Annotated in this window: 20 protein-coding genes; 10 read left to right on the forward strand and 10 right to left on the reverse strand. The window is 42.0% G+C overall.

The features are described from left to right. Positions 1-105: 105 nt before the first annotated feature. The 4 genes from prmC (at position 106) to JMY09_RS06550 (ending at position 4890) form a co-directional block, all read left to right on the forward strand. Complete coding sequence (prmC, locus tag JMY09_RS06535; protein ID WP_379606680.1) at positions 106-993, forward strand: peptide chain release factor N(5)-glutamine methyltransferase; 888 nt, start codon at positions 106-108, stop codon at positions 991-993. A gap of 113 nt (positions 994-1106) precedes the next feature. After that, complete coding sequence (locus JMY09_RS06540) at positions 1107-1931, forward strand: HesA/MoeB/ThiF family protein (protein WP_379606672.1); 825 nt, start codon at positions 1107-1109, stop codon at positions 1929-1931. Between the two features lie 194 nt (positions 1932-2125). After that, complete coding sequence (locus tag JMY09_RS06545) at positions 2126-3475, forward strand: ABC1 kinase family protein (RefSeq protein WP_201622796.1); 1350 nt, start codon at positions 2126-2128, stop codon at positions 3473-3475. Between the two features lie 158 nt (positions 3476-3633). Then, the gene (locus tag JMY09_RS06550; protein ID WP_201622797.1) at positions 3634-4890 is read left to right on the forward strand and encodes a YbfB/YjiJ family MFS transporter; all 1257 of its coding nucleotides are present in this window, start codon (positions 3634-3636) and stop codon (positions 4888-4890) included. 100 nt (positions 4891-4990) lie between these two features. Here the strand turns inward: JMY09_RS06550 and JMY09_RS06555 are convergent, their stop codons facing one another. After that, complete coding sequence (locus tag JMY09_RS06555; RefSeq protein ID WP_201622798.1) at positions 4991-5488, reverse strand: Lrp/AsnC family transcriptional regulator; 498 nt, start codon at positions 5486-5488, stop codon at positions 4991-4993. A 219-nt stretch (positions 5489-5707) separates the two neighbouring features. Here JMY09_RS06555 and leuA point away from each other — a divergent pair, with 219 nt between their 5' ends. Together leuA and JMY09_RS06565 are read left to right on the forward strand one after the other, a co-directional pair. Further along, positions 5708-7498: a 2-isopropylmalate synthase gene (leuA, locus tag JMY09_RS06560; RefSeq protein ID WP_201622799.1), complete on the forward strand. Its 1791-nt coding sequence runs from the start codon at positions 5708-5710 to the stop codon at positions 7496-7498. 355 nt (positions 7499-7853) lie between these two features. Further along, positions 7854-8513, forward strand: coding sequence for a hypothetical protein (locus JMY09_RS06565; RefSeq protein WP_201622800.1), 660 nt, complete (start codon positions 7854-7856; stop codon positions 8511-8513). A gap of 311 nt (positions 8514-8824) precedes the next feature. Here JMY09_RS06565 and accC read toward each other — a convergent pair whose 3' ends face one another. From accC to JMY09_RS06580, 3 genes are all read right to left on the reverse strand, one after another. Next, complete coding sequence (accC, locus tag JMY09_RS06570) at positions 8825-10186, reverse strand: acetyl-CoA carboxylase biotin carboxylase subunit (RefSeq protein WP_201622801.1); 1362 nt, start codon at positions 10184-10186, stop codon at positions 8825-8827. 204 nt (positions 10187-10390) lie between these two features. After that, on the reverse strand, positions 10391-10819 hold the full coding sequence (accB, locus tag JMY09_RS06575) for an acetyl-CoA carboxylase biotin carboxyl carrier protein (protein WP_201622802.1): 429 nt from the start codon (positions 10817-10819) through the stop codon (positions 10391-10393). Between the two features lie 573 nt (positions 10820-11392). Further along, positions 11393-12760 (reverse strand): MATE family efflux transporter, encoded by a 1368-nt coding sequence (locus JMY09_RS06580; protein WP_201622803.1) that lies wholly within the window; start codon positions 12758-12760, stop codon positions 11393-11395. 957 nt (positions 12761-13717) lie between these two features. On the opposite strand from JMY09_RS06580, the gene JMY09_RS06585 reads away from it, so the two are divergent. Together JMY09_RS06585 and JMY09_RS06590 are read left to right on the forward strand one after the other, a co-directional pair. Beyond that, positions 13718-14284, forward strand: coding sequence for a hypothetical protein (locus JMY09_RS06585; RefSeq protein ID WP_201622804.1), 567 nt, complete (start codon positions 13718-13720; stop codon positions 14282-14284). A 639-nt stretch (positions 14285-14923) separates the two neighbouring features. Beyond that, positions 14924-15658, forward strand: coding sequence for a tetratricopeptide repeat protein (locus JMY09_RS06590; protein ID WP_201622805.1), 735 nt, complete (start codon positions 14924-14926; stop codon positions 15656-15658). Positions 15659-15830: 172 nt separating this feature from the next. Here JMY09_RS06590 and JMY09_RS06595 read toward each other — a convergent pair whose 3' ends face one another. Beyond that, the gene (locus JMY09_RS06595) at positions 15831-16316 is read right to left on the reverse strand and encodes an EVE domain-containing protein (protein ID WP_201622806.1); all 486 of its coding nucleotides are present in this window, start codon (positions 16314-16316) and stop codon (positions 15831-15833) included. A gap of 369 nt (positions 16317-16685) precedes the next feature. On the opposite strand from JMY09_RS06595, the gene hemW reads away from it, so the two are divergent. After that, positions 16686-17978 (forward strand): radical SAM family heme chaperone HemW, encoded by a 1293-nt coding sequence (gene hemW / locus JMY09_RS06600; protein ID WP_379606679.1) that lies wholly within the window; start codon positions 16686-16688, stop codon positions 17976-17978. 100 nt (positions 17979-18078) lie between these two features. On the opposite strand, the gene JMY09_RS06605 is transcribed toward hemW, so the two are convergent. Further along, a complete protein-coding gene (locus tag JMY09_RS06605; RefSeq protein WP_201622872.1) occupies positions 18079-18219 on the reverse strand; it encodes an entericidin A/B family lipoprotein in 141 nt (46 codons plus the stop codon). Positions 18220-18573: 354 nt separating this feature from the next. Here JMY09_RS06605 and JMY09_RS06610 point away from each other — a divergent pair, with 354 nt between their 5' ends. Further along, a complete protein-coding gene (locus JMY09_RS06610; RefSeq protein WP_201622808.1) occupies positions 18574-19125 on the forward strand; it encodes a tRNA (cytidine(34)-2'-O)-methyltransferase in 552 nt (183 codons plus the stop codon). A 112-nt stretch (positions 19126-19237) separates the two neighbouring features. Here the strand turns inward: JMY09_RS06610 and JMY09_RS06615 are convergent, their stop codons facing one another. From JMY09_RS06615 to tusD, 4 genes are all read right to left on the reverse strand, one after another. Next, complete coding sequence (locus JMY09_RS06615) at positions 19238-19540, reverse strand: TusE/DsrC/DsvC family sulfur relay protein (RefSeq protein WP_379606678.1); 303 nt, start codon at positions 19538-19540, stop codon at positions 19238-19240. Positions 19541-19644: 104 nt separating this feature from the next. Continuing rightward, positions 19645-19989: a hypothetical protein gene (locus JMY09_RS06620; protein ID WP_201622810.1), complete on the reverse strand. Its 345-nt coding sequence runs from the start codon at positions 19987-19989 to the stop codon at positions 19645-19647. A gap of 64 nt (positions 19990-20053) precedes the next feature. Further along, positions 20054-20377: a hypothetical protein gene (locus tag JMY09_RS06625; RefSeq protein ID WP_201622811.1), complete on the reverse strand. Its 324-nt coding sequence runs from the start codon at positions 20375-20377 to the stop codon at positions 20054-20056. Positions 20378-20445: 68 nt separating this feature from the next. Next, positions 20446-20892 carry a sulfurtransferase complex subunit TusD gene (gene tusD / locus JMY09_RS06630; protein WP_201622812.1) on the reverse strand — a complete coding sequence of 149 codons (447 nt, stop codon included), beginning with the start codon at positions 20890-20892 and terminating at the stop codon, positions 20446-20448. Positions 20893-20976 lie beyond the last annotated feature (84 nt).

Below are 20976 nucleotides of genomic sequence, written 5' to 3' on the forward strand. Positions count from 1 at the left end.
AGATATTCATGTGGATATCAACCTAGATATCTATATGAATATCTATAGCAACCTTAAGAGAAATATTAACATTAACTATTCAGTAGTTAAGAGCCAACTATGACTATGCTTAACGTTCAGCAAATCAAACAGCAGGCGGCAAGCACAGCTAAAGCGTTAGCTGTGCCATCGTTTTGGCTTACTGATTGGCTGCTTTATGTCATCGATAAGCCAGCGTTATTTTTGATCAATGATGACCACTATCAGCTGACAGCTAGCGAGCTTGACCAATTTAATGCTGGCGTGACTAAGATGGAGCAGGGCATACCACTAGCTTATCTAACGGGTCAGCAGGAGTTTTGGTCGCTTAGCTTCCAAGTTAATGAGCATACCCTGATCCCAAGACCAGATACTGAGGTTTTGGTTGAGCAAGTGCTTGACTGGATAAATGCACAGCACAAGATTAATCCTGCAAATACGCAAGCTAATACAGTAATGCCGAAACGACTACTTGATTTAGGTACGGGTTCAGGGTGTATTGCTATTAGTTTGGCTTACGAATTAAAGCAAGCCAACTGGCAAGTTGTGGCCGTTGATCTCTCGCTAGAGGCGCTAAAAGTAGCTACTGCTAATGCTCAGCTAAACAGGATCGACAATATCAAGTTTGTACCTAGTAGCTGGTATAGTGAACTGTCTACTGAGGCCAGCCAGCTGTTTGATGTTATCGTCTCCAACCCCCCTTATATCGATGAAGCCGATGAGCATTTAGCCCGCTTGCAGGCAGAACCAATCAGTGCTTTGAGTGCGGCCAATAAGGGTTTGGCAGATATAGAGCATATAGTACAACAGGCCCCGAAATATCTACAACTGGGTGGTCTACTAGCTATCGAGCATGGTTTTGATCAAGGATTAGCTGTGCGCCAATTGTTGATTGATAGCGGCTTTGATAGCGTGCGAACCGTTAAGGATTTTGGCGGTAACGATAGGGTGACACTTGGGCAGCTTGCCCGTTAACTACTTTTTTGGAAAATCCCTGTTAACGACACACTTTAAGTCCGTTTTTTCAGTACAGTTTTTTAGTCAAGCTTAGAAGATTAGCTGTTTTATTATTAGCTTTGGTACTCAATATGATGCAGTCAACAGATAATCAGTCGCTAACCGATGATGAACTACTTCGCTATACTCGGCAGATATTGCTCGATGGTTGGGATATTGACGCTCAGCTGCGCCTAAAGGCTGCACGTATTGTGATGATTGGCGCTGGTGGCCTTGGCTGTCCTGCTGCAGAAACCCTAGCACGGGCAGGTGTTGGGCAACTACATCTAATAGACGACGATGTGATTGAGGCCAGTAACTTACAGCGTCAGACTTTGTTTTTGCCAGAAGATATTGGTCAAGCCAAAGCTTTGACTGCAGCGAAGATGTTAAACACTATTAACCCGTTGATAAAGGCTTTTGGAACCGTCGCGCGTCTCAGCATAGACAATGCTTATGAGCTACTTGATATGGCTTTAGGCTTCCCTGATTTGCTATTAGACTGCACTGATAATTTTGCTACTCGTGATATCATCAATCGCATTAGTGTGCGCTATAAAATTCCATTATTATCTGCCTCAGCCATAGCAATGGAGGGACAGTTGGCACTATTTGAGCCGCAATTAAATACTGGCTGTTACCATTGTGTATTTGGTGATGCTACGGTTGCTAATGCAGCCGCTAGTGATCAGGCTGAGCAAACAGCAGATGAGCGAACTTGTGCCAATTCAGGGGTGCTAGCTAGTACCACCGCAATTATGGGTAGCTTACAGGCTAATGCTGCCTTACAATATTTAGGCTTGAGTAAGAACCCGCTAGCAGGCAAGCTGTTATTATGGGATGGTAGCCGCATGCAGCAACGGCTGATGGGTTATCGCCTCGATGAACGCTGTACGGTGTGCCGTGAGTTAACTTAGTATTAGCTACGTCTACTAAGCTTAAGCTCATATTTTTTTAAGATATGTCTTCGAGTTATATTTTAAGCTAAGCTAAGCTTGTTACTAGCCTTTTTTTTATCGATTATTATCATAGTTGTATCAATAGCGATTATGACTGCCTAACTCATTGAGCAGTTATTTTATTATCTCTCTTATTAATAAAGTTGTCCTTTATGAAAATTCATCGCCCCCACTTATTAAAACACACCTTTAATGTGATGAATCGCATTCGTCAGACCGCCAGCGTAGCAGGACTATCTGCGTTCCGAGTCGCTACTGGTGAAAAACCTGATGCGCAATTATTAAAAGAAACTTTTGAACAGTTAGGCACCACTTATATCAAAATAGGTCAGTTTATTGCCAGCACGCCCTCGTTATTTCCGCGTGAGTATGTCGAAGCTTTTCAAAGCTGTTTAGATCAGACTACGCCACTGTCTTATGCTTATATCGAGCAAGTATTAACCGCAGAGCTAGCCGTCTATGGTCAAACGCTAGCCGATCAGTTTGCGTATATCGATAAAGAACCCCTTGCATCGGCTTCTATTGCCCAAGTTCATGCGGCACGGCTGCATAACGGTGACGAAGTAGTATTAAAGGTACAAAAGCCTAATGTCGAAACTATTATGCAGACTGACTTGGGGGTGCTGCATGCAGTAACAAAACTGTTAGAGATTATGATGCCTTCGATGAAGTTCGCTAGTATTGCGCCGATTATCGATGAGATTCGTTTGCGCATGTTGGCGGAAACCGACTTTATTGCCGAAGCGCAAAACATTCGCGACTTTCAGCAGTTTTTGGCGATGTCAGGTAATACACGAGTTATTGCGCCAAAAGTCTATGATGAATTCACTACTAAGCGCGTATTAACTATGAGCCGCTTGCGTGGTATCTCTATGGTCGATGAAACAGCCATGCGTCAGTATTGCAGCGATCCTGCGCAAGTGATGGCCGATACTCTCAATACTTGGTTTGCCAGTTTGATGCTATGCAATAGTTTCCACGCCGATTTACATGCTGGTAATCTAATGCTATTAACTGATGGCCGTATTGGCTTTTTGGATTTCGGTATCGTTGGTAAGTTAAAAGCTGAGAGCTGGCGCGCTTGTATGGGTATGATGCAAGCTTTGCAAACTAACGATTATCAGGCTATGGCTCAGCACATGATCGATATGGAGATGACTCATAAACATAAGCAAGTAGATGCGTCTGCTTTAGCTGAAGACTTGCAGCGAATGATGAAGACTATTATGGCGGAAGATATTAGCTTCACTAACGGCGTGCCTATTAATGTCAAAGAGCAAGCGGATGAGCTCAATAAAATGATGCTTGAGATTGTTGATGTTGGTAAACGTCATGGTATCCATTTCCCACGTGACTTTGCGCTATTGACTAAGCAGCTGTTATATTTTGACCGTTTTATGCGTACTTTAGCTCCAGATATGGATATGTTTAGCGATAATCGGGTAGCGATGTTGGGACAAAATGACTCAATAGCGACCACATCGAAAGTTATCGCTTCTTAGCCAAAGGGTAGTCCTATCGAAGTGTTGGCAATATCAATGCTAAGGTATTGATACTAAAATACTAATAGCAAGTTATCAGTACTAAGGTGTTGATACTAAATTATTCAAAACCAAGATGCTGCGCTGATTGCTGTGAGTTGGCATAAACTGGGTCTATCATGACGACTATATCTCGCCGCTCTATCATACCAACTATTACTAACCAAACCACCATTGCTTGGATAGGACTATACTGTCTGGCTGTGGCGATGGGTTATGGTCGCTTCTTATTTACCGCCACTTTGCCCGATATTATGACTCAGCTAACGCTGTCGACTACTATTGCAGGCTGGCTAGCATCGATCAATTATATCGGCTACTTTATTGGGGCGCTGATTGCGATGTTTGTACCGCAGCGCCTTACTTGGCAGGCGTTGATGATGGGTATGATTGTCAGTATAGTCTCTACGACGCTGCTGGTGATACCGCATCTGCCCTTGAGCTTATGGTACATTATTCGTCTGCTAGCAGGCATTGCTAGTGGCATCGGTCTGATATTGGGCTCGTCTTTTATTATTCAAAAGTTCAGTCCAGCACGACGCTCTTTGCTATCAACGGTACATTATGCTGGGATCGGTACAGGAATCAGTGCCTCGGCTATCTTGACTTGGTGGCTATTGACGTTGGGCTACCATTTCAATGTGATATGGCTAGTCGCTGGGATAACTAGTCTGCCGTTATTAGTATTGTTATATGCAATACGCCCTATAAAGACGGACGCAGCTAAGTTAACCGCTGATATTAAATACCCTTCTATAAAACAAACCTATTTTAATTTTAAGCGCTCATTATACGAGGCAGTAGTAGGGCATACTAAAGCTATTTCTCTATTAGCTGGTAGCTACGTGCTGGCTGGGTTCGGTTATATTACTTCAGCAACCTTTTTGCCAGTTATGGCGACGCAACAGCTGACTAATCAAACTTACGCTGGGCTACTGATTTGGCTGATAGTAGGTATCTTTGCGATGCTCTCTAATCCACTTTGGGGCGCACTTGCCAAACGCATTGGCGAGATTAATACCTTGATTGGTCTGACTGTGCTACAAGCTATCGGTATGTTCATCCCTTCATTATTCGATGGGGCGCTAGGGTTGTATAGTAATGCAGTTATCTTGGGCTTGAGCTTCGCCGGTATGGTATCGATGACCCTTAATATTATTAAAAATATCAATCCTGCTTTTTCAAATTTACTGATGGGACTGGCCACCTTAGCTTATGCGGCGGGTCAGTTTGTCGGGCCCTTAGTGACTGTAGCGCTGGCAGGAAAGGATGATAACTTTAATGCAGGTCTACTAGTTGCTGGTATCGGCTTAGTGATAGGTGTAGTGTTGCTGCTATTATTTCGTCGCCAGCCGCAGCGTATAGAGCAAGACTGATTGCTGATGCCTTATATCGCTAGCGGTTAGCTGACAATACCACGCCATCATCGATAAGTTTATCTAGCGGATTGCAATTTACTTTGTGAACTCTGCCAAGTTAGTTTGCGCTGACTATACTTCTAGAGAATATCTCACGTAGCTCAAAGCTAGTATGTACTTGTGCGACTCCTTCAATGCGATTGAGTCTATGCAATAAAAACTCTTCATAATGGGCCATGTCGCGTACGCGTACTTTGATCAAATAGTCTTCGCTACGCCCAGTAACGATACTACAGCTAATCACTTCATCGAAGCTTTTTACCTTGCTTTCAAACTGCTCAAAGCGCTCTGCGGTATGACGATCCATACTAACAGAGATAAAAATAGCTAGGGGATAACCGAGCTTTTGCGCATCAGTTTGCAGGTGATAACCAGTAATAATACCACTGTCTTCTAAGCGCTTAACTCGTCTTGCACAAGGAGTAGCGGACAGGTTGACTTGTTCGGCAAGCTCAGTGATACTCATTCTTGCGTCAGTCTGTAATAAACGCAATAACTGCTTATCAGTCTCATCAATAATTATAGAGAGTTGGCTACTTTTATCATTACTTTGCATTACGAGACTTAATTTTAGCGGATTTAGCTAATTATAATACTTAAGTCGATGTTTATCACTAATATAGTGCTATATTAAGTAAAATTAAGCAGTTTTTCACCTCACAAACTTTGTTATTATAATCGCATAAACTTTTATTATCTTCTATGATAGTCTCACTATTTAAATTGCAACGGTAGTAGACCCTACGCAACTTGCTACCTTCTCTAAGGATTGATTATGTCTCAACAAGCCCCACACCATGCTAAATCTACTGCTGCAAAAATCACCCCAAAACATGCGGCTTTTGACTTTCAGAAATATCGTCCATTCGCTTTTGCGCCTTCATTACCAGATCGCACTTGGCCGAGTAAAACCCTAGAAAAGTCGCCAATATGGGCTAGTGTAGATCTGCGTGATGGCAACCAAGCTTTGATTGATCCGATGACTATCGAGCAAAAAATGCGTTTCTTTAAGACCTTAGTTGGGGTTGGTTTTAAAGAGATTGAAATTGGTTTTCCGTCAGCGGCGCAAGTGGAGTTTGATTTTGCTCGAAAGTTGATCGAAGAGAACCATGTTCCTGAAGATGTAACTTTGCAAGTATTAGTGCAAGCCCGTGAGCATTTGATCGCTCGCACCTTTGAATCCTTAGCTGGTGCTAAGCGTGCTATCGTCCATGTTTATAATTCTACTTGTCGTATCCAGCGTGAAAAAGTCTACGGCAAAGATAAAGCTGAGATAAAAGAAATTGCTATAGCAGGTGCTAATCTATTAGTACAATATGCGGCCAAATATCCTGAAACCGAGTGGGTATTTCAGTATTCGCCTGAGAGCTTTAGCCAAACCGAAACTGAGTATGCCGTAGAAGTTTGTGATGCGGTTTGTGAAGTTTGGAAACCTGAAACTGGTCAAGAGGTGATTTTGAACTTGCCAGCGACGGTTGAGGCTTCTATGCCTAACGTCTTTGCCGATCAAGTTGAATACTTCTGTCGCCACCTTGCCAAACGTGAGCACGTGACTATCAGTCTCCATACTCATAATGACCGTGGCTGTGCAGTAGCTGCCGCTGAGCTTGGTGTACTTGCTGGTGCTGATCGTATCGAGGGCACACTATTAGGTAATGGTGAGCGTACTGGTAATATGGATATCATGGTCATGGCTATGAACTTATTTAGCCAAGGCGTAGATCCAGAGCTTGATTTCAGTGACATGAGTGAGATTGTGCAAGTGGTGAGTGAGTGTAATAACTTACCAGTGCACCCACGCCATCCGTATGTTGGTGAGCTAGTATTTACCGCCTTTAGTGGCTCGCATCAGGATGCTATTAAGAAGTCTCTTGATTATAATGAGCAGCATAAAGAGCAGACGGATAACGTTTGGGATGTCGCTTACCTACCTATAGACCCTGCACACATAGGTCGCAGCTATCAAGATGTGGTACGTATTAACAGCCAATCAGGTAAAGGCGGCGTGGCTTATATTTTGCAGCGCAATTACGGCTTTAACTTGCCACGCTGGATGCAAATCGACTTTAGTGGTGTCGTGCAAAAGCAAGCAGAAAGCACCGCGCGTGAATTGCAAAACGATGAGATCTTGCAGACTTTTGAAAACACTTATTTGCAGCAAGGTAATTTTGATTTACTTGATTACAGTGTCAATAATAAAGCCGGTGAAGTCTTCTTTAACGGTCAAGTGCAGATGAACAATGAAACTATCACTATTGAAGGCACTGGTAATGGACCTCTATCCTCATTTATTAATGGCTTAGCTCAGCATACTGGTAAGTCGTTACACATCATCAACTATGCAGAGCATGCCATTAATCCGCAGCATAGTGCCAGTAATGGTAATAGCATTGACGATGATAACAATAGTGATAATAAAACCAATGCCAATGCCGCAGCTTATATCCAGCTTAATGTAGATGGCGACGTCTACTCAGGTATCGGCACTTGTAGCAGTACAGTATCCGCTATGCTAAAAGGCGCGTTGTCAGCTTTTGCACAAGCAACTAGCAAAGCGGCAGCTTAGAGTAGAATCTTAGCTTTTAGTTAATATTCTAGTTATTTGCAACTAGTAATAGAGTTAAAAGCTTCGTTAAAATTATAGCCATTACTGTAGCTACGGTAATGGCTATAAATATAATGCTATATCGCAAGCCTTAAACCGGCTTAAGATAGGGCGTTATTTTTTTGTCTTAAGCTAGCCAAGGTTATGTCTGTAGACTAATTTTGACTAAGGTTGCTATATTTAGTATCCAGTAAAGATAAGCTTAAAGTTATGGTTTACCTCTAGTGGCTAATAGCATAATGTTACTTGTGTTTTTATGGTGTAGCACTTACGCTATTAGACGGATTATCTCTTAGTATAAATAAAAAGGTTAATTATGGAACCGCTCTCTCTTGCTTCTTTTACCTTAGCTGGTATCTTGTCAACTTTTCCAACTGCTGGTGAGCAAGTCAGCCAAGCAGTGATTACAACTCATATTAGCCCCGCCATTGCTGGGCAGTGGGAGATTGATCTAGAGAGGACACAGGCGATGAGCGAACGAGTAGCAAAGATAGCAAAAGCTGCTGAGAAGCAAGAGCTCAGCGCTAGCAAAGCGCTGAGTGGCGAATCAATAAACCAAGTAGCTGAGGGGATAGTTGACAGCAGTGAGCTTCGTATAGTCAAACCTACGCCTGATGGCATGCTCATAAGTGATAGCGCTAAGATCATAGCTAGCCAAAACATCAAAGCGGCTTCGCTACGCAACAATCAGTGCCGTGAGTTATATAATTTCGGTGCCGATAATGAGATGTTAGCCGTTAGTGGCAAAGAGCTTACTTATGGTCGCTATCTAATTACCCATCGCGAAGAGGGTTTGCCTATTATCGCTATGAAAACTACTTATGATAATAATCAGCCCGACTGTTCGGGCAATCAAGTGGATCAAACTGATGATGCTTTGATAGCTTTTTTAAAGCATGATGGTAATAATATGCAGTGGTGTGCAGATTCTGAAGGTGAGGAATGCTTTATGGACTTTAATAGAGTACTGCCTTAAGTGTTCTAATAAACGGCTTAACTTGTACAATCACAGCAATTTTTCATAGCAAAATAATTTTTAAAAGCAAAGCCGTTTCTATAAGTATGCTAATGTTGATGACCATATTAAGGCTATGATTCCTTATAGTAGTAAAGTTAAAATGTAGTAGCTCAAACAATACGCCAGACAATAAAAAACCGCTATCTACTAGAGATAGCGGTTTTTTATTTAAAGGCTGTTTATCAACAGTGTCTACTTATAAAGGTTCGACACCGCCTAATCAACAGTGCCTACTTATGAAGGTTCAACACCGCCTAATCAACAGATAATTAAGCCGTTTTTTTAGGATCTTTTGGCTTCAATAGTTCTTTTTCCAAATAATGAATATTCTGCGCTCTTTCTACAAAATTTTCATCAGATAAAATAACATCACGGTGCAGGGGAACGTTGGTTTTGATCCCTTCGATGATTAACTCATCTAAAGCATGTAAGGTCTTGGCTATAGCTTGTTGACGAGTCTGACCATGGCAGATAAGCTTGCCAATCAACGAGTCATAATAGCTAGGAATCTCATATCCTGGGTATAGATGAGAGTCAAAACGTACGCCAGCGCCACTAGGGGCAAACAACTGAGTGACTGTACCTGGCGAAGGGGCAAAAGTAGTAGCATCTTCAGCGTTGATACGACACTCAATAGCGTGCCCTTGAATCTCAATATCGCTCTGGCGATAAGATAATCCATAACCTGCTGCAATTTTCAGCTGTTCAACGACCACATCGATACCCGTAATCATCTCAGTAATAGGATGCTCAACCTGAACCCGAGTATTCATTTCAATAAAGAAAAACTCATCGTTTTCAAATAAGAATTCAAAAGTACCAGCACCGCGATACTTAACTAATTCACAGGCTTTGACACAAGCATCTAAGATAGGCTGACGTACATCATCAGGGATATCAGGAGCAGGGGCTTCTTCTAGTACTTTTTGATGGCGACGTTGTAGTGAGCAATCACGATCATACAGATGGATAGCATTACCATTACCATCACCTAGCACTTGGATTTCGACGTGACGTGGGTTTTGTAGATAGCGTTCCATATAGACTGTGTCATCACCGAACCACAGCTCAGCTTCTTGCTTGGCGGCTTGTACTTGACTGACCACCTCGTCAAAACGCTCAACAACACGCATCCCACGACCACCGCCGCCAGAGGCTGCTTTGATCAATAGTGGAAAGCCGATATTACGGGCTTGCTCTTCAGCATTATGGATATTAACTGCACCCACTGAGCCGGGTACAGTAGGCACGCCAGCCTTTTTCATGGCATTGATAGCTGACACCTTATTGCCCATTAGGCGAATATGATCAGCATTAGGACCGACGAAGGTTAACCCTGCTTCCTCAACACGCTCAGCAAATTCAGCACTTTCAGCTAAAAAACCATAGCCGGGATGGATAGCATCCGCACCAGAGATTTCAGCAGCAGTCAAAATAGTACTGATATCAAGATAACTCTGATTGGCATTAGGTTTACCAATACATATGGCTTCGTCAACGAAACGTAGATGCATTAGATTTTCGTCAGCAGTAGAGTAGACGCCTACAGTTTCAATACCAAGCGCTTTACAAGCGCGAACGATACGTAGGGCAATCTCACCTCGGTTGGCGATGAGCAGTTTTTTTATCATGGGTTCATCCTTGTCAAAGCGGCGTTGACTGATACGGTTGTCACTGATTACTGGTCATAGTTTGCAGGGGTGATTAGACCCTAGCATTTAACACAGCAATCTGGGTAACAACCTATCAATCATGAAGGTAGAGTCGGGCAGATACTATTGGGCTTATTGCTAGACTTAAGGTTAATAACTAATATTAACCTTAGGTGCTAAAGCTTAAGCCTTATAGCGTACAACGGGCTGACCAAACTGTACAACCTCAGAGTTATCCACTAAGATTTCATCGATAATACCGCTTTGAGTGGCTTCAAGTGGGTTCATAATCTTCATAGCTTCGATGATACCAATAGTGTCACCAGCTTTAACCTGCTGACCAACCTTTACAAACGGTGGGTCATTAGGAGTAGGAGCTGAATAGAACACACCGACCATTGGCGAGTTTTCAACTTTACCCGCTTTACCAGCAGGTTTTGTAGTAGCCGCTACTGGTGCTACACCAGCAGTAGGTGCAGCCATCATCGTTGGCGCCGGGGCGTCATAATGACGAGTTAAACTGATATGCTCATCGTCTGAACTCACTTCTAAATTGACTAGTTCGTTCTCTTCCATGAGCGCTATTAGGGTGCGTATTTTTTCAATATCCATAGTTTTTATAAGACCTTATACTGAGGTTAAAAAGATTATAAGAAAAAACAAAGGTGATTACTTAAGATGACTATTTAAAGAAGCCGTTTAAAAGGTTGCTAATTAACAATTTCGTTATCAAAAGAGCAATTGGCTCGATAGTGTAACAAGATATAGTTTAAGCAATTGCTCATGATACCTATATTCGTCTCAATGAGCAATCAATGTACAGTTGTTAACTGGATTTTTTACATAATTTTAACGACCGCTTAACTATTGCTAGGATTTAGCTTAGTGTTGTAGCATTTTAAAGCTCTAGATATAGGGGTGTGTCAAAACATAGCACCCAATTCCGTAACTCAACAATACCTACAGCGATGCATTTATCATAGTCTAACTGGCTGAGTAGCGCTAGCATTGATTAACAGCTGTTTTACTGAGACTTATCGCCTAGTAATAAACCTATTGTACAGTCACTGCTATAAAAAAAGCCGCTGCACCCAATGGCACGACGACTTTTATTTATAACAGTTGACTATTTACAACTTCAAGACTCTATGATTGTCCTAGATGTCGATAAGGGCTATCTGCGCTCTAAGCCCATAGGCTCTGTAAGCGTTTTTGCTGATGGCGTAAACGTAGCGTCAATAGAATTGAAGATAAAAACAGACCAGTAATTAGCGCCATCCAAAAGCCTTGTGCCCCTATATTAGTATAGCGTACTAAATAAATACCTAATGGCAACGCCACTATCCAATAGCAAAACAGCGTCACCCACATAGGGACAGTAGTATCTTGCATACCACGTAGGATACCGGCGATATTAACTTGCCAGCCATCAAACAACTGATAAGCTAGGGCAAAGATTAATAAGTGCATCGCTTGCGCTCGTACTTGTGGATTGTCAGTAAAGGCAGCTGCTAAATAAGGTCTAAATAACCAAATTCCTAGCATACAAGTTACAGCGATAAGAATAGTCCAGATAAGCCCAGTAGTTTGGACATGGCGTAGGGCCAACAGGTTCTTCTCACCGAAGCGATTAGAGACCATGATAGTTAGGGCCATAGCTACGGAGATCGGTATCATAAACAGCTGACCGGTCACCGATAGCGCCACTTGGTGCGAGGCAGTAGCTATCTCCCCTAAGGGGCTGATAATGATGGCTCCTAAGCTAAAAAGACTAGCCTCAAAGAAGATAGAAATACCAATAGGTATTCCTAACTTAAGCAGCTTAGTGATCTGCACACGATTAGGCGCCGCAAAATTTTGAAAAAATCGAGTTTTGGCAAACTGCTGGCGTTTAGTAAAGGCGGTATAAGCAGCTAATAGTAATACGGTTATCCATAACACGATAGCCGTGGCAACTCCGCAACCAGCGCCACCCATCTCAGGCATGCCATAAAGCCCATGAATAAAAATATAGTTGAGTGGGATATCAGCGAGTAAGCCAATTATACTGATAACAGTCACAGGCTCTGGACGACCCAGCGCTTCGCAGTAGCTGCGTAGCACGGCATACACTGCCATAGCAGGGAAACCAAAGGATACGCCATGTAAGTATTGGGCGGCTATAGGTTGAATGTTTTCGGGGACACCCATAAGTGCCAGTACATTGGGCATGAGATTGACAATAATAAAACCAATAATACCGATTACCGCGGCTGTCCATAAGGATTGCTGGGTAATGTGCGGAACTTGATGTTGGTTATTTTGGCCTATTGCCTCGCCAATAAGTGGAGTCGTGGCAATCAATATTCCGGTTGCTAGGAGAAATAGCGGCAGCCAAATACCTGAGCCGACAGCGACTGCGGCCAAATCAAGGGCAGAGACTTGTCCGGCCATGATAGCGTCGACGACACCAAGTGCGGCTTGGCAAAACTGGGTAACTAAAATAGGTAGCGCTAGTACGCCTAAGCGTAAGCTATAGCTTTTAAAATCGGTAAAGGATATCGGCAAAGCCATGGTTAGCAACTTTTCATTATTTACGATGGTTATAGATGGTTAATATTAAGGTTTGAGCTTAAAAGTCGATTACAGTCACTGTTAGCAAGCTATAACAGTGAGTATGATAAAACGGTCAGTACGATACAACAGTCAGGAAGGTAGAAACAGTCAGGATGATAAAACAGTATCAACAATTTTATAGCAATAACTGCCAAGTACCGAAACTGCTAGTCACTAAAATAAAAATAACCCGTCAATTCAAAGAGTGAATTGACAGGTCTAAAGCGAACAGATCATCATAATGATAACTAGGCACGATGGTAAACAAGCTACGCTATGATGTCAACGTTTTCAACGACGCTTTGCAAGGTGAGCCTGCTTGCTTATCCTTTAAGCTACCTGCAAAAGTGGTCAATAGGTTTATAGTCTCAATTCCTGAGTCATTAAGGTATTTCATATCAAAAAACTCTAAAGCATCTAGACTACCGCTAACTTTACCGACAACTTTACCGACAACATAGTTATCTACTTTAAATATAGGGGGCTTCTTTAATAGTACAGTTAATTCCTAGCCAGTTGTTAATAAGTTTGCTCCCACCCTGAGCTATAGCCAATCACGGAAGATTACGCTATGACAGACAGAATTTATGTGAAAGCTAGAGCGTCCGAGATTGACCTGTACTTTAAACCCCGTACTATAGCTTTGCTTTTTCTTAGTCATAGCAAACTCCTCATCTAGTCGTTAGTTTACCAATTTTACCTATACGTTTGCTCAAGCATAGCTTAAATTTGATTGTATTAAAGCTCAACATACAGCTTGTAAGACTTTACTAAACCTTATCAGATTATTATTTGCATAAGTAATTTGAGAAAAACTTATTTAATGGAGTTTATATATAATTAAAAAATGTATTTACCGTACTATAACTATAACTTCCGTTTTCTGTACTAATCCCTATTAAAAAAGGAATTCTTATGAAAAAGCTTGCGACCTGTCTTGGTTTTGCCTTGGCTTGTATCTCTACTTCTCATGCCCAAACCATCGCTGGTTACAGCTTTGAGAAATACCCTGCTAAAATTTATAACGGTAAACAAGCCCCCTTAAAACTAGGTGACTGGAGCTCTTTTCTTACTCGTCTAAAAGCTGCTCATAAAGATGGTGACATTAACTTCGCGGGTAACTATATCGTAACAACCTGGGGCTGTGGTACAAGCTGTGTGTCAGGGGCTATGATTGATAAACGTACTGGCAAAGTATACGATATCCCACTGGGTGAAACTGAGGATAGTGTCACCCCTTATGAAAGTGGCGCAGAATGCTTTGCAGACGAAGCGGAACTCGATGACAACGAGCGTTTGGCTTTCTATCCTAATAGCCGCTTATTTATCAGCCGCAATTGTGAAGGCGAGAAAGTCAACGAAACCACCGGTAAACAACTTATCACCTATTATGTCAACATTTGGGATGAAAATTCCAAGACATTCAAACTAAAAAAGGTTCAGCAATCTAAACTCGTTAAAGTGGACTACAGTCAATTTTAAACTAAATTTTTCCTGTATTTACCTTTTAAAGCCAAGTTTTTAGCCTAAACTTTTGGCGAATCAGTAATCTGCTTTCACTGGTTCGCTACCCTAGTGAGGACTTGAATAGCAAGTTATAGGCTACTGGTGCCAATAATCGGGGCATTTAGCTCAAACGAGCGTTTTTGCTATAATCTATTGAGTAAGTAGCTTGTCGATAGATTGCACACACGACTTTTGCGCTAATACAAACTCATCTCCTATACCCATACCCATACCTATTGCTATTAGGCTATGCCAATCACTACCAAGCTTGTTTTGCCAATCTCTGCTTGCGCATAGATATCCAAATGAGACATTTATTGGATTAACCTTATGTTGGCTACTAAGCTTTGCATACCTGAAAGTAATCTTAATTTGTGATCGGTGCGCTATACAGGCAGCGAACATACTGCAAAAAAAGGACGTTATGATGAATGGCTTTAGACATAAAAAAGTTACCGAGCCGAGCGACCTAAAATGGTTATGCTACCATGGCACTACTGCAAAAATATAATCCTAAAAACGACTCATTCGAGACTCACCATGCCACTGTGTAAAGCCTCATTTATCAGCAAAATAACGCTTTTGTTAGTACCTACGATGCTATCGGTATCTGCTATGGCAGTAGACTTTGGCCAAACTCAACAATTAACCAGTAAAGGTGATGCTAAAGAGGTACACAGGCTTTATTTTGGCGATAAAACTGTTAAAGATATATTTCCAGATTTTGTTACAGCAGTAGATTTGTATCAGAAGGCAGCTGAGCAAGGAAATGCTGAGGCACAGTATAGAATTGGACGAGCATATCAAACTGGTGAAGATAGACTTCAAAATGATGCTCAAGCATTAGAATGGTATCACAAGGCAGCTGATCAGGGTTATGCTGAGGCGCAATATAGTCTTGGGGTAATGTATGACTTAGGAGATGGAGTACGTTTAGATGCTGCCAGAGCACTGGAATTTTATCAAAAAGCCGCTAAGCAGGGAAACGCTGAAGCACAAAATATGCTTGGTTGGCACTATTATACAATTGCTAGCTACAATGAGGCTATAGATTGGTATCAAAAAGCCGCTAAACAGGGAAACGCTGAAGCGCACTATAGATTAGGAGAAATAAACCAAGAAGGTTGGGGTGTAAAACAAAGTTATGCCCAAGCTATAGATTGGTATACAAAAGCAGCCAATTTGGGAAGTGGCAGTGCTCAATTTACTCTGGGCTTAATGTACTACGATGGTGAAGGAGTATACAAAGACATAGCTACTGCAAAAGATTTACTAAATAAGGCATGTGACAACGATTACCCATCAGCTTGTCATAGGTATGCGAATTTATTTCTACTTCAAACAGAATAGAGTCAAGGCTTACAAAAAAATAAACGCCCCTACTATTTGCCGTAATAGGGGCGTTTATCGTTTAATATTCATTAACTTAAACTATTGATAACAATAGTATTTACCCAAAGATTCAAGTTCTCACCAAGGAGCCGAACCCCTAAGAAATCGGATTGGCTCCTATAGCTATATTTTATTCATAGTCCTCTAACAACTCTAAGCTTTCAGCCATATCCATTATCGCTTGCCAGTGCTTAGGCTCAAGGGGGATAACCGTCAATTGCTGACAGCCTTTTCTAAGTAATAAAGAATCTTCAAGAGCGGGTATGAATTTAATAGCAGATAAGGGTAAGGTTTCTATCAAGGCCTGCTCAAAAGTAACCTCCACCATATACCAGCGTGGCTTCTCTTCGGTTGCTATAGGGTCATAATGGCGATGTTCGGGATGGAACTGACTGGGATCAGGGTAGCCCGCCTTACTGATAGTCATGATTCCAGCGACACCAGAGGGTTTGGCGCTTGAATGATAAAAAATCACTTGATCACCGACTCTCATATCATCACGCATAAAATTACGAGCACGATAGTTACGTACGCCGTCCCAAGCATCAGTCCCCATGCGGCGCAGATCGTCAATACCAAAAAACTTAGGATTAGATTTCATTAACCAATACGCCATGCTTGATGTCCTTTTTTTAATATTGTTAGAATATTATCAATATCTGCCAACCATTTTGCCTATAAGTGTAGACGGTTAGTATTAGCGTTTGTTACTGGTTATGTTATCGATATAGCCTATTTCAGCTCTTATCTTTATCAGTCATTGTTTTTTTAGCAGACAACCACTATTAATCAAATATCATCAAAGCTTTGCTTTTATTGGTTTAGCCGTTACTCTAGCCAGCCACGTCTACTGCTTAATGCAGTCTTGCAACTATAAGTTTATCCTATGTCAATATCTCAACCTGATACTAATAACAATGTTCATAAAGCTAATGTTCATAAAGCTAACGTTCCTAAAGCTGAGGCTAAGCAGGATGATACGGGCTTGCCTACTATAAAAGCGTTAGATATTCCGCTAGCGCTGTACATTCATATTCCATGGTGCGTAAAAAAGTGCCCTTATTGTGATTTTAATTCACATGAATTACCAGTGGATAGTGAGCAGGCGCTGGATGAGAGATATGATGAGTATGTAGATGCGCTACTGCTAGATGCAAAACTGCAGCAGCCCCTGACTCAAAGACGTCAGATCAGCTCAATATTTATTGGTGGGGGCACGCCGTCATTATTGCCTATCTTACAATATCAGCGCCTCTTTGCTGGGTTACGTCAGGTCTTTGATTTTGCTGATGATATCGAAATCACTATGGAAGCTAATCCTGGAACCTTAGAGCACGCGCCGTTTGCTGAATATCTAAAGGTAGGAATTAATCGATTGTCCATAGGAGTGCAAAGCTTCTGTGCGGATAAGCTAGTGACGCTTGGGCGTATCCATGATCCTATGCAAGCTGTGACGGCTATTAAAGCTGCACGCGAAGCTGGCTTTACTCGAGTAAATGTAGACTTGATGCACGGCTTACCGCAGCAAACCCTCGTTGAGGCCTTGCATGACATCCAAACCGCCCATGATACGGGTGCCACGCATATCTCATGGTATCAGCTAACTATCGAGCCTAATACAGTATTCTATCGAAGTCAGCCTATCTTGCCTGATGAGGATGACTTGGCGGATATTGAGCAGGCAGGCAATGCGCTACTCCAAAGTTTAGGCTATAGCAATTATGAAGTATCAGCATGGGCGGGTAGATTAGATCAGCCTTGTCGTCATAATGTGAATTATTGGCAATTTGGTGATTACTTGGCGATTGGAGCGGGGGCGCACGGTAAAGTGACGGTTAGTGACGATCAGTCAAAACGCTTAGCAAATATTCTATCAGGCTCAGTAGTAAAGGGTGAATCATCGCTACAGCCCGATATTTATCGCTTTAGCAAATCACGACTACCAAAAGATTATGTTGCCTACCAACACTTACCCGGCCTTACTCTAGATAGCTCTTCTATAATGGCTACAAGCAAGCCAAGTGCGCCCAAAATGGTTGACTGGCATACGATTGCTAGTGATGAATTGGTCAGTGAGTTTATGCTCAATGCCTTACGTTTACATACTGGGGTGAGTTGGCAATTATTTACGCAGCGCACTGGCTTGGCTTATGACAACATTGCAGCGAAAGTAGATAAGCTGGTGAACCAAGGCTTGTTGGTCGCTAGCACAGATAGACTGCAACCGACTAAGCTGGGTCAGCGCTATCTTAATCAAATCTTGCGCGAGTTTCTGTGACCATCAAATAACAGAGTGCGGACTAAGCCGTATCTTTAAACAAAAAAAGGGCTTACCAAATGACATGGTAAGCCCTTTATAACTTCTAAATGGGCGTAGCTTAGATTTTTTTCTGTACTTCTTTAGCAGTACCAGTTACAGCATCGCCAGCGCTTGATACGTCTTGGCCAAAACCTTTGAATGTGTTACAACCAGTCAATACAACCATAGCAGCTAAAGATGCGATAATTACTTTTTTCATAATATTTTCCTCAAAATGGGTGGGTAATACAGGTAAAACAAATGATACTAAGCGCTTGGCTTGAGCATTATTTATCAAATATTGAATAGGTAGTTCTATCAAAAGATTAAATATCAATCTTAACATATGCTTGCTATCCGACACAGACATCATAATAAAAGTTAAAAAATATGCAAAGTATCAAAGTGTAATTATTACTAATAAACTGTAACTTTTGATTACCGTAATCAGCTTTAAATCGTTATCTCTGTAAGTTTCTATAGATAGTTACTGGGCTTGCAACCCCATAAAATATATTTTTGCACTATACTATAGCTGTCAATTTTTGGTCTTTTTTTAATTTATGGAAACTCTATGACCATTCATATCGTGCTAGTAGCACCAAAGATGCCTAGCAATACTGGTAACATCATTCGATTATGTGCTAATACTGGTGCGCAACTACATTTAGTGCAGCCGCTAGGTTTTGAGCTAGATGATAAAAAGTTGCGTCGAGCAGGGCTTGATTACCATGAATATGCTCAGTTGCAAGTTCATGATAATTGGGCAGCTGCTAAGCAAGCTCTAATCGCTTGTGACTGTCACACCATTACTGCCTTGACTACTAAACTTAGCAAGCCCTTCTACGATTATAGCTTCACAGAACAGGCTGATGCTGGTCAAGCTAATGCTAGCAATGTCGCTTTAGTGTTTGGCTCTGAAACAGCTGGATTAGCTGATGAGATACGAGAAGACATTGGTGTTAATAATTGGCTAAGACTACCAATGCTTCCTGATTCGCGCAGCTTGAATCTGTCTAACAGCGTAGCAATATGTCTTTATGAATTATGGCGACAGCAGTGCTTCAATGGTGACAATGGTCGTAGCACTGGTTATGATACTTTGACTGTCTATGATGCCAAATAGCCAGTTTAACTGAGCTGGCTTAAAAAAAGCCAGTTCAACGAGCAGTTAACTACGCTAAGAGCTGAGTCTAGAGAAGCTGAAAAAGTATATATAAAATGCTGCTGACTACTAACTATAAACAGTTTGGTGGTTTAGGTAGACCCGCTAAGCGATTGACATGACGCGCCACCAATCCAGTGTTAAATAGCTGCTGTAGCTTTTGGTTACTGATATCGTGCTCAGGTAAGGTCTGCTGTAGCCATTTGATCAGTGGACGAGTAGCAGGAGCATGATTGAACTTATCAAAAAAGCTGCGAACTTGCTGTAAAACGGCTAAATGCTCAGCACTTAGCTCAACCTCTAAAGTATCGGCGAGTTGCTGGGCGATAGCTGCTGTCCAAATATTATGATTACACAGATGGCCGTCTTCGTCCAATACTAAGGGGGTGGCGTTACTAAGCTCAGCATTACTTTTATTACAGTCCTTATTAGCCGTGCTACAAGCCGTGCCAGTTACCTCAGCATTTAAGGTTTTATCGGTCATAAGGCAATAGTCACTACTTTATCGAACGGCTGACTGTCAGCATAATCCCCTAGAGTCAAAGCCACCCATTCACTATCCGTCAATATAGCGGTGAGCTTGCTATCAAGATTGAGTTGGGCTGCGGTATCAGTACTAAGTTGCGCCACATCATCAGCTAAGGCATAGATGGCTTTGATATCTACTATATCGGCATCATCGAGATAAGCGGTTAACCATGCAACAAAAGCCACTGTTGAACCGAGCAAGATAATACTGTCACCGTCCTGCCAAGTAAGAGCCATCTCACTAGTACAGCTTCTTAGGGTATCCATCGTGCTATGTAATTGATATAGAGTTGCCATGCAAGTGTCCGTTTTTACAAAATAAAGAGGCTAAAAGCGCTTGGGATAAGGTTTGCAATAACCCCTAAAAAGTTAATATTTGCTCAAAGTCTTGGCTGTTAACTACTTCAGGAATGAGCATTAACTGGCTAGCTAAGTCGAGAGGCACCATACCTGTCAGCCAACCGCTAAAGACATCATTAGGTAGCCAAGCTGCTGGCATGTCATATAATTCTAGCGATTGAATCATGCCGTGCAAGCGTGATTTAGGCTGCATCAATAAGCCAAACACTGGCGCATCTAAATAAAGCTGCACTTGATGACCAAAAGTCGCTAAGGTTAAGGCCAGTGCGCAGCCCTCATAGCTTGCCATCTCAGTTGGAGTACGCAGCTGAATCAGTAACTTCATTATTTATCCTTACTTAGGCTTTGCTATAGCTTGCCGTTGTTATGGTTATTGCTTGATTGCCATTTTTGCTAAAACTGTATTAGACGGCAGTCACTTTGCATCATCATAGCCAGATCACTTAAGCCGACTAAGTCGAAACCTTGAGCGACATTGTCACCTTGTAATTGATGACGGGCGCTGTTATCGCTATCACTAACACCACGACTAAGGGCAGTGCTGACACAGACAGCTAAGGGTAACTTATAGCGCTGTGCAAGTGCTTGCCACTGTTGGGTGAGATTGGCTTGATCGGCAGATTGCCAACGTAGGCGATTAGCCATATGGGCGGCATCCGCATAAAAGAAAAGCTTTAAGGGTGTACAAGCGACCTCACTGTTATCAGAGATCTGAGTTTGATTACTAGTATTTACTTCAGCCGCTTGTTCAACGAAAGCACGGGCGTAACGCAATGCTAGCTCAGCGAGTGGATGGCTAGGATCTTTGGTAATTAACAATAGCGGAGTAACAGTAGTCATAAGCGTAGCATCACAAGTTGTCGGGTTTTATGGTTGTTCATTGTTATTCATAGTCACTGAAGAATATTATCAAGTCATTTTTAA

Origin of the sequence: Psychrobacter urativorans (assembly GCF_904846695.1) — a bacterium.
Classification (GTDB): Bacteria; Pseudomonadota; Gammaproteobacteria; order Pseudomonadales; family Moraxellaceae; genus Psychrobacter; species Psychrobacter urativorans.